At 69.4% G+C, this 12,362-nt stretch carries 16 protein-coding genes; 5 read left to right on the top strand and 11 right to left on the bottom strand.

Annotation, left to right across the window (positions count from 1 at the left end; all coding sequences use genetic code 11):
* The first annotated feature begins 141 nt into the window (after nt 1-141).
* Nucleotides 142-471: a hypothetical protein gene (locus tag FLV34_RS37525; RefSeq protein WP_187280840.1), complete on the top strand. Its 330-nt coding sequence runs from the start codon at nt 142-144 to the stop codon at nt 469-471.
* 24 nt (nt 472-495) lie between these two features.
* Here the strand turns inward: FLV34_RS37525 and FLV34_RS37530 are convergent, their stop codons facing one another.
* The 11 genes from FLV34_RS37530 to FLV34_RS37580 all read right to left on the bottom strand — a co-directional run bounded on the left by FLV34_RS37530 (nt 496) and on the right by FLV34_RS37580 (nt 10,535).
* Nucleotides 496-1,434: a hypothetical protein gene (locus tag FLV34_RS37530; protein ID WP_147945397.1), complete on the bottom strand. Its 939-nt coding sequence runs from the start codon at nt 1,432-1,434 to the stop codon at nt 496-498.
* A gap of 100 nt (nt 1,435-1,534) precedes the next feature.
* Nucleotides 1,535-2,863, bottom strand: a complete 1,329-nt coding sequence (locus FLV34_RS37535; RefSeq protein WP_147945398.1) for a hypothetical protein — start codon at nt 2,861-2,863, stop codon at nt 1,535-1,537.
* Nucleotides 2,860-3,108 carry a hypothetical protein gene (locus tag FLV34_RS37540; RefSeq protein WP_147945399.1) on the bottom strand — a complete coding sequence of 83 codons (249 nt, stop codon included), beginning with the start codon at nt 3,106-3,108 and terminating at the stop codon, nt 2,860-2,862. Before FLV34_RS37540 ends, FLV34_RS37535 begins: the two co-directional genes overlap by 4 nt.
* A 6-nt stretch (nt 3,109-3,114) precedes the next feature.
* The gene (locus FLV34_RS37545; RefSeq protein WP_147945400.1) at nt 3,115-3,516 is read right to left on the bottom strand and encodes a hypothetical protein; all 402 of its coding nucleotides are present in this window, start codon (nt 3,514-3,516) and stop codon (nt 3,115-3,117) included.
* Nucleotides 3,517-3,532: 16 nt separating this feature from the next.
* Entirely contained in the window at nt 3,533-3,925 is a 393-nt protein-coding gene (locus tag FLV34_RS37550) for a DUF4913 domain-containing protein (protein ID WP_147945401.1), read from the bottom strand.
* On the bottom strand, nt 3,922-5,661 hold the full coding sequence (locus FLV34_RS37555; RefSeq protein ID WP_147945402.1) for a type IV secretory system conjugative DNA transfer family protein: 1,740 nt from the start codon (nt 5,659-5,661) through the stop codon (nt 3,922-3,924). The genes FLV34_RS37550 and FLV34_RS37555 overlap by 4 nt, the downstream gene beginning before the upstream one ends.
* On the bottom strand, nt 5,658-7,034 hold the full coding sequence (locus tag FLV34_RS37560) for a hypothetical protein (RefSeq protein ID WP_147945403.1): 1,377 nt from the start codon (nt 7,032-7,034) through the stop codon (nt 5,658-5,660). The genes FLV34_RS37555 and FLV34_RS37560 overlap by 4 nt, the downstream gene beginning before the upstream one ends.
* Nucleotides 7,028-8,476, bottom strand: coding sequence for an SCO6880 family protein (locus tag FLV34_RS37565; protein ID WP_147945404.1), 1,449 nt, complete (start codon nt 8,474-8,476; stop codon nt 7,028-7,030). Before FLV34_RS37565 ends, FLV34_RS37560 begins: the two co-directional genes overlap by 7 nt.
* Nucleotides 8,473-9,588 (bottom strand): hypothetical protein, encoded by a 1,116-nt coding sequence (locus FLV34_RS37570; RefSeq protein ID WP_147945405.1) that lies wholly within the window; start codon nt 9,586-9,588, stop codon nt 8,473-8,475. The genes FLV34_RS37565 and FLV34_RS37570 overlap by 4 nt, the downstream gene beginning before the upstream one ends.
* Nucleotides 9,589-9,630: 42 nt before the next feature.
* Nucleotides 9,631-10,248, bottom strand: a complete 618-nt coding sequence (locus FLV34_RS37575; protein ID WP_147945406.1) for a hypothetical protein — start codon at nt 10,246-10,248, stop codon at nt 9,631-9,633.
* Entirely contained in the window at nt 10,245-10,535 is a 291-nt protein-coding gene (locus FLV34_RS37580) for a hypothetical protein (RefSeq protein WP_147945407.1), read from the bottom strand. Before FLV34_RS37580 ends, FLV34_RS37575 begins: the two co-directional genes overlap by 4 nt.
* A gap of 191 nt (nt 10,536-10,726) precedes the next feature.
* Here FLV34_RS37580 and FLV34_RS37585 point away from each other — a divergent pair, with 191 nt between their 5' ends.
* Genes FLV34_RS37585 through FLV34_RS37600 form a run of 4 tightly spaced genes read left to right on the top strand, consistent with a single transcriptional unit; the run spans nt 10,727 to nt 12,162 of the window.
* A complete protein-coding gene (locus FLV34_RS37585) occupies nt 10,727-11,005 on the top strand; it encodes a helix-turn-helix domain-containing protein (protein ID WP_147945408.1) in 279 nt (92 codons plus the stop codon).
* A gap of 15 nt (nt 11,006-11,020) precedes the next feature.
* On the top strand, nt 11,021-11,680 hold the full coding sequence (locus FLV34_RS37590) for a lytic transglycosylase domain-containing protein (protein ID WP_147945409.1): 660 nt from the start codon (nt 11,021-11,023) through the stop codon (nt 11,678-11,680).
* Nucleotides 11,681-11,698: 18 nt separating this feature from the next.
* A complete protein-coding gene (locus FLV34_RS43520; RefSeq protein WP_369074164.1) occupies nt 11,699-11,944 on the top strand; it encodes a C40 family peptidase in 246 nt (81 codons plus the stop codon).
* The gene (locus tag FLV34_RS37600; protein ID WP_147945410.1) at nt 11,941-12,162 is read left to right on the top strand and encodes a helix-turn-helix domain-containing protein; all 222 of its coding nucleotides are present in this window, start codon (nt 11,941-11,943) and stop codon (nt 12,160-12,162) included. Before FLV34_RS43520 ends, FLV34_RS37600 begins: the two co-directional genes overlap by 4 nt.
* The last annotated feature ends 200 nt before the right edge of the window (nt 12,163-12,362 follow it).

The raw sequence follows: 12,362 nt of genomic DNA on the forward strand, positions 1-12,362 counted from the left end.
CCACCTTCGTCAACGGCAAGCTCGTCGAACGCCCCGACGATCAGCCCTCACCAGCAGCTGCTTAGGAACTCGTGATCCACAGGTCTTGACGATTGCTCGACACCGGTCTGGTGCACCAGTTGGCGTGGCGACGCCAGTCCCTTGATCGGCGCCAAGCTGGGCCTGGAGCCGTTCCCGCATGTCGAGCTGGCGCGTCAGGACATCACGACGAGCCACCCCAACGGCTACCTCTGGAAACGGGACGACGTCTCGGCCTGGCTCGGCACCGCTGGGGCCGTCTGGATCGACGACGATTTCACCCCCGCCGACCACGCCTGGGCCGCAGGCCGGACGGCAGCAGGAATTCCCACCTTGCTCGTTCAGCCGGATCCCAGGGTCGGGCTGCTGCCGGCGCATCTGGAGACGATCCGTTCGTGGATGGCCGAGCTCGTCAGCATGCCCTCCCGGCCCTTCACGTCCCTGCGCGATTGATACGAGCGTCGCCTGAGCAGCGCGTCAGCAGATGGGCTTGCGATACCGGGATAGGCGCAGTTCGTATCCCGTCTCCGCGCCAGCGGCGGTGAGTGCCGTGCCGCCGCTGGTCGTGGCGTTCCAGATCCAGGGCAGTACGTGGTGAATGGGGGAGGGGCCGGGTGAGGCGCAGATGGCCTGCCGTAGGGATAGGCGGAGCTCCTGCAGATCCTGCAGGTCCGTCACCGCGTGACTGAGGGCCCGTTGCCGTCCGTCCCTGGCGGTGGCATCGACCAGCGCCATCGCCTCCTTGAAGGGGTCGGCCGTCGGCTGCGTGTCAGCGACGGGAGCCTCGAGCTCGGTGCCTGGCACTACCTGGAGCCGGGCTGTGCGCCAGGTGCTCCAGTCGGTTCCGATGCTGTCCAAGGCGGCCAGCAGTAGTTCGACGACGCGCCGCTCTGCGTCGTCGCCGTTTCCCCACACAGCGGTGATCAGCGGAGTGACCTGAGCCCAGGTGAGGTGGTTGAAGCGCGTCCGCGCCTGGGCGGCCGGCGGTGTGTGAGGCATCGGCGGAGTCAGGTAGGTGAGGTCGATGCGGCGAGCCGGATGATGATGTTCGGCGAGGTCGAGGTACCCCGAGAGCTGTCCTCGACGGTGACTTGCGGTCTCGGTCTTCAGCTCGATCATCCACAGGCGCTCGGGCCAGAGCATCGCGTAGTCGGGTGCTCCGCCCTGTTCGTCGTCATGTCGGCGTGGAAGGTCGAACTCGTCGACGAACTGCGGCCGAACTTCCCAGGCGCCGGTGCCGAACGAGAGCGCGTCCAGCTCAAGCAGGAAACGGGCTCCGCGGTCCGAGGGAGTGTTGGGCGTGTTCCACCGCGGATAGGGCCCGCCGAGGATCAGCATGGTCAGCAGCCGCTGGCAATATTCTTCCCGGCCAAGCCGGAGCCGTCCTAAAAGGCGCAGAGGATCTTCGATCGCCATGACCGTCACGATCTCACGGCTCGGCTCGGGCCGCCCAGGGTCAGGATGGCCGAGCGCACGAGAGCCGGGGAGACAACCAAGGTCTTCCCGCTCCCTGCCACTACCTCGTCGGCTTGCTTGCCTGCCGCCCGCCGTCGGAGTTGGACCTTGAGGCGGCCGTGACCGCGCCGATGGGAGCCACCCGGATGTTCGAGGTGTACTGCGATGCCGTCGCGCTGTTGGCCACGGTGGTGTCGTCGAAGAGTGCCGAGACCAGGGCGGGATCTCGGCGGCGGTCGAGGATGGACAGCGCGACCATGACGCTCGGACGCTCCCCAGGAGTGGCCGTATCGAGAGCAGCTCGATTGAGATCCGCAAGCACCGAGTTCGTGTAGCCGACGACGTCTCGGTACGCCCCCACGAGGGCTCGTACCCCGGATGCTCCCACCTGGCCGTTCACGGCAGCGGTGGTTCTCGACATCGCGTGGATCGCTTCGATCTGGCCAGGGGCGGTGACCTGCGCCAGATCACGATGGCCGAGTACGGCGAGGGCTTCTACGGCGTGCCGGACGGAAAGCAGGATCTGCGACATGTCCGCGGTCGTCGGCGCCAGCTCGGCTGGGGACTTCAGCGTCGGCAGGTTCCGCAGCTCGAAGGTCCACTCCGGGTTGGTCGAGATGAGACGGCCCAGGCGAATGGTCATCTGGTCAAGGTGATCCGCGGGGCTCGGGCGTCGCTGGTCGAACAGGAGCCGCTGCCAGCGGTGCCGTACGGCCTGCCAGCGGTCGAGCACACGGTGAAGGCCTTCTGCGGACAGGCGTAGCGTGCGGCGGACGAGCAGTTCGCGGGCGGGATGCAGTTCGGTGTGCCGCCGGGTCAGCATTGTGACGGCCTGGTAGGCGCAGTGAAGGGCCACGACAGCGGCGGTGGCGTTACGTCGGCAGTCCGCGGACGACAGCTGTCCTCCCGCCTCGGGCTGGGCCGTGCGTATGCCCTCGGCGTTCGTGATGATCCCGGCGCAGAGCTGCTCGACCGAAGCGGTCGCAGGTAGCGCCGAGGGCGGCCGGGGCGCCTTGAGGGGTACGGCGGCCAGCGTCTCGGTGGCTCCCGGCGCCGTCACCCGGAAGGCGATGTCGCCCGCGGTCTGCAGAACGATGACCAACCGGTCGAGCCGTACGCTGTCCAGGCCCGCCCTGCGCACTTCGGCTCGAACCGCCTTCATGACTCGGCCGAGAAGCTGTGCCTGGCGTGCCACGACGTCCAGCACCGCGTGCCGGACGCCCATGTCCTCAATCGCGTTCGCCCAGTCCGATCGCGGGTTGTAGTGCGTCTTCAGCAGGTCATGGCCGGTGCCGAGAGCGAGCGCGGCGCCGGCGACATGGACCGGGACGGGATGCGCAGTGTTGCGATTCCGGCCGGCGAGTTGCCGATCGAGGTCGCGCAGGATCACGCTGCTTCCTCAAGCAGGACGCGCGGGTGGTTCACCCGGTCCCACAGATGGGACAGCCGCTCGTGCGCGGGGGCGCGTTCGGGCGCGAGGTCGTCCAGGTACCGGAGCAGGACCGTCGTCATCCGGCGCGCCGGATCGATCGTCGCGATGGCGGCGACACCGGAAACGGAGCGTTCGGCGCAGTAGACGGCGGTGTTCATCTGCTCGGACGCCTCACGCAAGAAGTCGCCGAAGACGGTTGCCATGGTCGCTCACCCGCCCAGGAAAAGCTGGATGCGGGTGCCGCAGCGCGAGGCGGTCAGCGCGGCAAGCCGAGCGTCCGGGGTCTTCAGATCGAGAGCCCTCTCGGCCATCACCTCGCGGAGGAGCCCGCCCAGGGCAGCCATCGCCTCTGTGACAGCAGACCGGTCGTCGGCGTCCTTGAAGACCAGCGGCATGTCGTACGCCGTGGCAGGAACCGACCTCAGCGCGGACGCACCCTCGAACGCGGCGCTTCCGGCCGAGACCCATGCCGGAAACTCCTCTGGATCACTCGCGCCTTCCATGGCCCTGGCCGCCTCCGATGCGACCAGGAACGCGTGTAGAGCGGTGTCGACGTCGCGCCATGCCTCCAGCTCGGCGTGCGCCTTGGACAGCTCATCGATCAGGGACACGAGACCTCCTAGTGATTCAGACATGACTGTCGAGCTCGGGCTCATCCGCCGGGCTATCCGAAGCGGATTCTGTGGAAGACCCCCACCAGCCAGGCGGGGCGGGTTCAATGTTGGCCAGATGGGGTTCGAGGTGTTCGTCCTCGCTGCACTGATAAAAGGGACCGCGGGCACCGAGCAGGATGGGTAGTTGGTGGTCGAGGTGGTCGCGGTACCACACGCCCATGCCGGTACCGGCTTCCAGGCGCAGCGCCTCCCAGGCGTGCCAGAGCGCCGTGAGCCGCGAGATGGCCTCGGCGTGCCTCCACCACTGGGCGCACCAGCGGAACTCCCCGCCGAGCGTCCGCCGGTACATGGGGACGAACCGCTCGGTCACCCATTCCTCGACCGTCTCGTAGACCGGCTCCGTCATCGTGCCGCTCCTTCCGCGATGAGCCGTTCAAGCCGGTCACGGCAGGCTTGGATCCGGTCAGCGTCGCGGCTCTCGTACCAGGGGAGCAGCGATATCAGGGCGGGACGTCCGCCGGTGGCCAGCAACAGCGCGGTCCCCGGCCGTAGCGCGCGGATAGCTGCGGGTTCGAGGATGTCCTGTCGGCGCAGCGAGATCTGCTCCGAGGCCCGGCCGTCGGCGTACGAGACGGAACGGACGGGCACGTCGTGCTGGCCGACGAGCGTGGCCAAGTCGCGAGCCAGGCGCGGGGAGTCGACGCCGGCACCGATGACCTTGCGGGTCGCCGCGCCCCACATGGCGGCCATGCCCGCCTCGCCCCACACCGTGACGCCCTGCTCGTACGACTGGAGGATCGTCACGGGGACGATGCCGCGCGAGCCGAGGTGGCTGTACAGCTCGGGCAGGTCGGCGATCCGGCAGATGTTGGCCGCCTCGTCGAGGGAGACGACCATCGGCGGGTCGAGCCTGCCGCCCATGCGCTCGGCCCGGCGTTCGGCGGCCCGCATTGCGGTGTCGGTGAGTGCGGCAATGAGCGGCGCGGCAGCCGAGCGCGACTTCGACAACAGGTAGAGGGTGTCGGTTCCGGCAGCGAAGGCCTTCGGGTCGAAGGCGGGGAGGGTCGACGGTGTGACCCAGGAGATGATCGCCTCGTCGCGCAACGCTTTGGCTGCGGTACGAGCCGTCTGGTAGATGCCGTCGCGTGTCTCGACCGCGCCGTTCTGCGCGCCGCGCAGCGACGAGGCGAGCAGGGAGAAGCCCGCGGCCTCCAGCAGTTCGACCGGCGTGGGTACGGCAGGCGTGTCGAGCCACTTGGCGACATCGCGCATCGTGCGGCCGGAGGAGGCGGCGGCGAGGAACAACGCGCAGAGCAAGTCCTGCGCGGCAGGCCCCCACAGGTCACGCTTGGTGCCGTCGTCGACGGTGAGGACGAAGTGCCCGGCGAGGCGGTGAGCGTCCTCCACCGTCGCGAGCCCGCGTAGCGGGTCCCACCACCAGGTCTGCGGCTGATAGGTGATGTGCTGCGGGTCGAACAGCCACACCGTCCCTTCGACGGCTCGAAGGGTGGCGGTCGCCGCCCACAGGTCGGACTTGTTCGACGTCGCGATGACCGGCCCGGGAGCCGAGAGCACATACGGAATGCTCAGGCAGGTCGTCTTGCCCGACCTGGGGGCCATGAAGGCCACGATGGTGTCCTCCCAGGAGGCGTACAGCGTGGGCCCGTTGCGCATCAGGTCGCCGAGCGCCAGCCCGATGTCGCAGGGCATCGCCGGCCCGTACAGGGACGGCCGCAGCTCGCGGGCCTTCTTCTCCGCCGCTTCCGGCTTCAGCGCAGCGAGCCCGGGATTGTCCGCGAGGGCGGCCACCGGATCCACGGGATCGGGGAGCCGACCGATGACGAACCTCCAGGCGGCCACGACAACGGCGAGCGCAGCTGTGATGAAGACGGCGGCAACGACGACAACGGCAAGCGTCGGCGTGCCGGGCCACGCGGAAGCCGTACGGCCTTCGAGCACACGCCATGCGAAGTCGGTGCCGAACTCGCGGACCTGCCCGCCGAACAGGGCGGCCGCGACGCGGGCGGCGACCCAGATGAGGCCGAAGAAGGCCACGACGCCCCAGCCCGCGAAGAGCGCCACCCATGCTCCGGTCGCGCCCTGCGGGGTGAACCCGGTGCGCGGTCCCAACGCCCTCGTCATCGGATCGCCTGGTCGGTGTCGTAGAGCTCGTGCTCGACGCCGACGAGCGCGAGCTCGACCGGGATGCCGAGCCGGTCGCCGGTCTTGATGAGGTACTTGCCGCGCCCTGGATGCCGGGCGCCTGGCTGCCAGGAGTCCGGCGCGGACCAGGAGGCGACAAGTTCCTGCTCCGGCCCGGTCAGCCGGGTGATCTCACTGACGCGGGCCAGCTCACGCGGGGGCAACCCGGCCAGCACGGTGATGGCGCTGCGGTCGATGAAGCCGCGGGCCTTGGCCCGGTCCTCCTCGGTGGGGAGCGCCTCCAGATCGGCAAGCGAATGCGTGATCATGATGGAGGCCATGCCCTTGGCGCGATTGAGCCGAGTCAGGCTGTCGGCGTACTCGACCAATCCCGGCGTCCCGCGCAGCGCCCGCCACAGCTCGTCCATCACCGCCAGGTAGGAGTGGCCGGTGGTGCCGTCGACCATGGCGAAGCCGTACGCCCAGGTGCACAGCATGGCGGCGGTCAGCAGCTTGTCGCCGGCCGCGCCGACGCGGGAGATGTCCACGGAGACCGCGGGCGCGGTCAGGTCGATGGGGCGGGTGGTCGGCCCGTCGAAGACGCCGGCAAGCGAACCCGTGCAGAGCAGTTCGAGGGTGAAGACGAGGTCGCTGACTCGCTCGCGGTACCGCTCCGGGTCGTCGGTCCGCGCGGCCGATCGCAGCGCTTCGGGGCCCTCTTCGAGTACGGCGAGCACGTCGGGTACGGTCGGTGTGGCGAGGCGTTCGTCGAGCAGGTCGATGGCCCGGCCGAGGATGACCTCTTCGGCGTTGCCGACCGGCGCCTCACGGATGAGCGTGCACAGCGCCATCAGCAGCGAGAGCCGCCGTCCACGCAGCTCCCAGCGCGTACGTTCGGCTTCGGCCCCGCGTTGGGTCCGTACGGTGGCGCCGAGCGGGCCTGCGTCGAGAGGGTTGATGCGGTCGAGGCCGCGGCCGACGCGGATGACCTGCCCGCCGACGTGCTCGACGAGCATCGTGTAGTCGGGCTTGGTGTCGCCGAGGATGAGCGCGGTGGAGCCGGACGCGATGGCCCCTACGATGAGGCGCTTGACCAGGGTCGACTTGCCGGTCCCCGGCTGACCGAGGACGAACACGCCTGGGTTGGTGACCAGCCCGGCGCGCAGCCAGGCCAGTGGGTCGAGGCAGACGACCTCGCCGAACAGCTGATGGCGGCCGATCGGTGTGCCGATGGCGGGGGAGCCCGAGCCGGCCACGAACGGGAACAGGCCGCACACCTGTGCCGTGGTCGCCTGGAACTCCTCGCCGGCCTCCACGTGCACGGCGCATCCGCCGTACGGCTCTCGCCAGCCGCGTGCGGGAGTCTTCACCATGACCTCCTGGTCAGCTCGGCCGGGCAGACGCCGCAGGGCAAGGTGGTGGCGAACCCGGCGGACTGGCTGCCCCACAGCCGGCGAAGCCGGATGCGAGAGGCTTCCGCGGCGGCCTCGGTGACCGCGACGGCCTGAGCCAGGTCCTCCTCGCGTATGACAGTCGTGGTGACGTACAGCGTCACAAGCGTGACCCCGGCCCCGGTTGCCTCCTCGGCGGCGGCCTGCCGGGCGCGGGCCTGGTCGTAGGCGTCGCGGGCGGTCTCGTCCCGCCCGGTCCGGCGGCGGTACTGCTCACGGAACGCGGCGGCGTTGACCTCATCTTCGAGCACCCGCGTGGCCTCGGCGGCGGGCAACGGGCGGTATTGGAGACTGACCCGCTTCGGGTGTGGACCCGGAGCGACCAGGCGGCTGAGCACGTCGGCGGGGACGTTCTGCCGTGGCGCCTCGTGCCAAGCCCAGCTCACGCTGATGCCACTGTCGTGCCGGTAGTGATCCGGGTGCTCCTCAGCGCCGATGGGACCGGCGTCCGCCCACATCAGGTCATCGGAGCGGGCCGTATCGGCGCGAGCAGCGGGATCGTAGGCGGCGCGGACGATTCCGGCCAGCTCGGGTGCGGTCGCCCAGCCGGTGACGGTGACGCCGCACGATCCGAGCGCGGAGGCCAGCGCCTCGGTGGTGCGGCCGAGCTCGCCGATCGCTGTGCTCATGTCGCCCTGTCCGGCGGGGGAGCGGGCCGGGTCGAATGTCACGCTCACGTAGGTGTTCACTCGGGCCGCCGTACGCGGTGCCGTACTGACCAGTTGCCGCATGAGCAGGGCCGCCGCTTCGGGCGCCGTGGGAGACAGTGCGCGGCCGACGGTGTCGGCGAGGGCGGAGCCGGGCTCGGGTGCGGTGTCGATGGTGACCGTGACCCAGCGGACGGCCGGCATGTGCCCGAGCGAGGCCAGCCAGGCGCCCCAGTTGGCCACCCAGGTGTCTGCGTCCGACCGCTCCGCCAGCCAGGTCGAGGCGGGTGACACCTTCAGCGTCGCGGTGAACAGCCCGGTGCGGCGGTCCCACACGATGCCGTATGGCCGACCGAAGGCGTCCTTGGCTGACATCAGCCGGGTCGCGGCCAGAACTCCGGGCAGCTGAAAGGCACGAGGATGGGCGACGACAACGCCAGCTCGATAGCGAGTGTGGCCGCGGGCCTTGCCGTACGACCAGCGGATCCGACGCGTGATGAGGTTGGCGATGGGAACGCCGCTGACCCGGATCAGCACCAGCGCTCCGGCCAGGGCAGCGGGCGGACCGGTATAGAGCGCGGCACGGAAGTCCACGGACACGGTGAGGACCAGTGCGGTGAGCGCGCCCAGCGCAACGAACGTCCCGGTCGTGCCCAGGCCGAGCAGGCCGAGGCCGCGCCGTCGGCGCCAGCCTCCGTAGGTACGGATGTCCGTCATCGCTGGTGGTCCTCTCGGATGGAGTTCGCGGCGGTCTTCGCGCCGGACGCCACGCCACTCGCCGCGGTCGCCGCCGCAGCGGCGGCTGGTCCCGCCGCTTTGGCTCCTGCTCCTGCCGCCGTTGAGCCCGCGGTCGTCGTCCCAGAGGATGAGGGCGCGTCAGTTGACGCTCGTGTGCCCCCGAGCTGGGATGACAAGTAATCGGCGTGGCTGCTCGCGCCTGTGGGGGAGGAGGACGGAGACGAGTTGCGGAAGGAGCTGAGGGCGACGGCTCCGGCGACGCTCGCTCCGAGAATGCCGCCACCTCCACCGGCGCTTGCCAGCGAGCCCGTCGTCCAGGTGAAGAACTTCATCAGCACCGGCATGGCGATCAGCGACAGGAGCATCATCGCGAACCCCATGAGGATGGTCCGTACGTCCTTGCCTTCGCCGACCATGGTGAACGTCGTGGCGAACACGGCGGCGACGGCGGGCTTGTAGAAGATCAGGGCGAGCATCCAGCCGGTCACCTTGCGAAACCACGGCTTGGTCATCACGGTCATCGACCCGGCGGCGGCCAAGGGGAGAAGGCCGGCGAGGACGACCAGGGCGGCCTCGCGGAACAGCATGAGCACGGCCTGCACCACGCCGATCAAGATGGCGACGATCCCCAGCACGATCACCACACCGGGTGCCGCGCCGGTCAGAGCCAGGATTTTCGTGAGGCGCCGGCCGAAGTCGTCGTGGGAGACGGTGTCGAGGATCCAGTTGGACCAGGCGTCGCCGGCTTTGACGAGCATCGAAGCCGTCAGCACGCCGATGGTCGAGGTCGCCGCGATGACGACCAGGCCGGAGCCGACGTCGACCAGCGGGCTGCCCTTGCGGGTCAGCGCCATCTTGCCGCCCGCGCTGAGCACGCCGAGTACGGCGACCGCGATCGCGATCGGCAGCGTCCACTCACGCAAACGGTCCACCGCTGATTCGGTGGACAGGTCGGGTGAGGGCACCCTGACCCACCAGGAGATGCTGTTGCCGACCACCCATGCCACGCCGTCCTGGATGGCTTTGGCGATCTCACCCAGCACGCCGTTGGCGGCCCCGGCGGCCACCTTGCCGACGACGTACTCGGTCACCGAACAGCTTGGAGAAAGCAGGCTCTCGCACGGCATGACTGGTCACTCCTCGAAGCGGGTGTAGCCGTCAAGGGACTTGAGCTCCGTCGCGGCGTTGCCCCAGTCGCCGTCGAGCGGCGCGACCACGCGCCAGTCGCCGTCCTGCCAGACGACCTGGATGCGGGTGGTGGCTCGGACCGTGGTGCCGCGTGGGTCCGGGCCGGCGCTGACGATGTCGACGGTGGCGGCATCGGTGGCGTAGGACTCCCAGCGATAGGCCTCCTCATCCACGTAGGCCTTGCCGAGCGGACTGCCTTGGGGGAGCCTGGCTTCCTGCCTGCTCTCCTCGTATGTGGTCCGCGTCTGCTCCAGGAGACGACCTGCGTCCGGACCGACCACCTGCTCAGTGATGGTGGGCTCGAACACGGTCGGGCCCCACTGCGAGTTCGCCCGTACGCCGATGTGCAGCGCCGCGAGCAGCGCACCCTCCCGGGTGTGGGAGAAGCCCTTGGCGCGGTCATGGTCGAGCACGCGTGGGCCGTCGAGGTCCGACAGCGGCAGCCGGACTCCATGGAAGTCCTGCCAGGTGATGCGCGCCTGGCGGACCGGGGAAGCCGGGGCTGTCGACGTGCCGCAGGCGCACGCCGTCAGCAGCACCAGGACGAGGGCGGGTGCCTTCATCGGAGGAACATCCCGACGATGCCGGAGGCGGTCGCGGCCAGGCTGAGCCCGCCGAGCACCCAGGGGATGCCGGACGCGCCGTCGGCGGCGAAGGAGGAGCGGTTCTTGCGACCGATCGCCATCTGCGCGCCGCAGATCAGCAGGCCGGCGACGCCCGCGACGATGACGCCCCACTTCCCCCAGCCGAGGATGGTCGTGATCGGCCCTTCCAGGCCCGGCGGTGCGACCGGCGCCGGATTCGGCACCGGCCCCGCCTGAAGCATGTCGGCAACTGCGCTGACCAGCATGGATTGCCCTCCCTTTGCTGATATGGGGTCGATGGATTGTCGCAATCAGTAGCGTGACTGTCACGCTTCGTGGGTATTCCAGAGCGCAAGCAGTCTCAAACGGCTGCATCCGTCTTCAGGTATTCACAAGACGTGCTGTCGCAGTCGCGTGGGGGAAACTGAACGGTGACCACTGACCACGAGGAGTGACCATGAGCGATCCGCTTGGCCGTGACCCGGACGTGCTGACCACCAAGGAGCTGGCCGCGAAGCTCGGGCTGTCGGCGCAGACTGTCCGCCGCATGGCCAGCGCCGGCCAGATCCCGGCGCTGCGGACCGGCAAGGACTACCGCTACTCGTGGAACGCGGTCCTCGACGTGCTGCGACAGCCCCATCCGATAGCGGGGGGCAGTGGGGATGAGGAGAGCAGGCCGGGAGCCGGGCGGCTGGCGACGCAGCAGGCTCGGGGCCGAGCTGCGCGAGAGTTGTAACACTGGCCGGTCTCGATGACCGCGCGGCTGCTCGTGGCGGCCGCCGGACTGCTCATCGCGATGCCGCTCGGGCTGATCCTGGCGTTCACCGCCATGAGCGGCTCCGTTGGCTGCAGTCGGGGACAGGACGGTGACATCCCACCGGACTACCTGCGGCTGTATCAGCAGGCCGGGCAGAGGTACGGCATCCCCTGGCAAGTGCTCGCGGGGATCGGTAAGGCCGAAAGCGACCACGGGCGCGGTACCGGTGTCGGTATCCGGGATGGTGCGAACCGTGCCGGAGCGATGGGGCCGATGCAGTTCCTTGGTACGACCTGGGCGGCGTACGGCGTGGACGGAAACGGCGACGGGCGGACCGACGTCTACGACCCGGCCGACGCGATCCCGTCGGCGGCGAAGTACCTGAAGGCGAGCGGAGCGCCGGCGGACATGTACCGGGCCATCTGGCGCTACAACCACGCCGACTGGTACGTCCGCCGGGTCCTCGACTTCGCTCGCGGTTACTCTTCGGGCTCGGCTGGCGTGGGGGAGGAGCTGTGCGCGCTTCCTGCGGCGCCGACTGCCGTGGCCGGCCGTGTCCTCGCCTACGCGCGGATGCAGCTTGGCAAGCCGTACGCGTGGGGAGCTGAGGGGCCCGGCGCGTTCGACTGTTCGGGGCTGACGATGCGCGCCTAGCAGTACGCGGGGATCCTGCTGCCGCGTGTCGCCGCCGACCAGTGGCGCCAGGGCCCCGCTGTCACTCGCGGCCAGGAGCAGCCAGGCGACCTGGTCTTCATGCACCCGGGAGCCGGCGGGCCTGGGCATGTCGGGATCGTCGTCGCTCCCGGCCAGATGATCCACGCGCCGCACACCGGTGATGTCGTGCGCTACGCGTCCTATTCCGCTCGTTCCGACGTGGTCGGGTTCACCCGGCCGGCAAGCTTGATGGAGAAGAGATGAAGGGCCTCACCCTGGCCGAGCTGCAGCAACTGCCTGCGACGGTCGACCTGCTCACCGCCGCCCGGGCTCTCGGACTCGGGCGGACCAAGGCGTACGAGCTGGCCAAGAAGGGCAAGTTCCCCTGCCGCGTCATCCGCGTCGGCGTCGCCTACCTCGTCCCTACCGCCGAACTACTCAAGCTCCTTGGAGTGGAGCCGCAGTCCGGGGGCAAGCCTTGATCTACTTGGGGGTTGATGTCGGAGGACGGGCTCGAACCAAAACACTAGCTCGTCTGGCCTGCGGAGACATCTCATTGGACGCTGAGTGTCCATGAGTCCAATGAACCACTCCGACTTTCGTGGAGGCCCTGAAGCCAGCATCATCTGCTGGCGGAAGGGAGAATCACGTCACGATGCCAGCCCCGAGGAAGTATCCCCAA

It is taken from the genome of Microbispora sp. CSR-4 (genome assembly GCF_008033685.1).
Lineage (GTDB): Bacteria > Actinomycetota > Actinomycetes > Streptosporangiales > Streptosporangiaceae > Microbispora.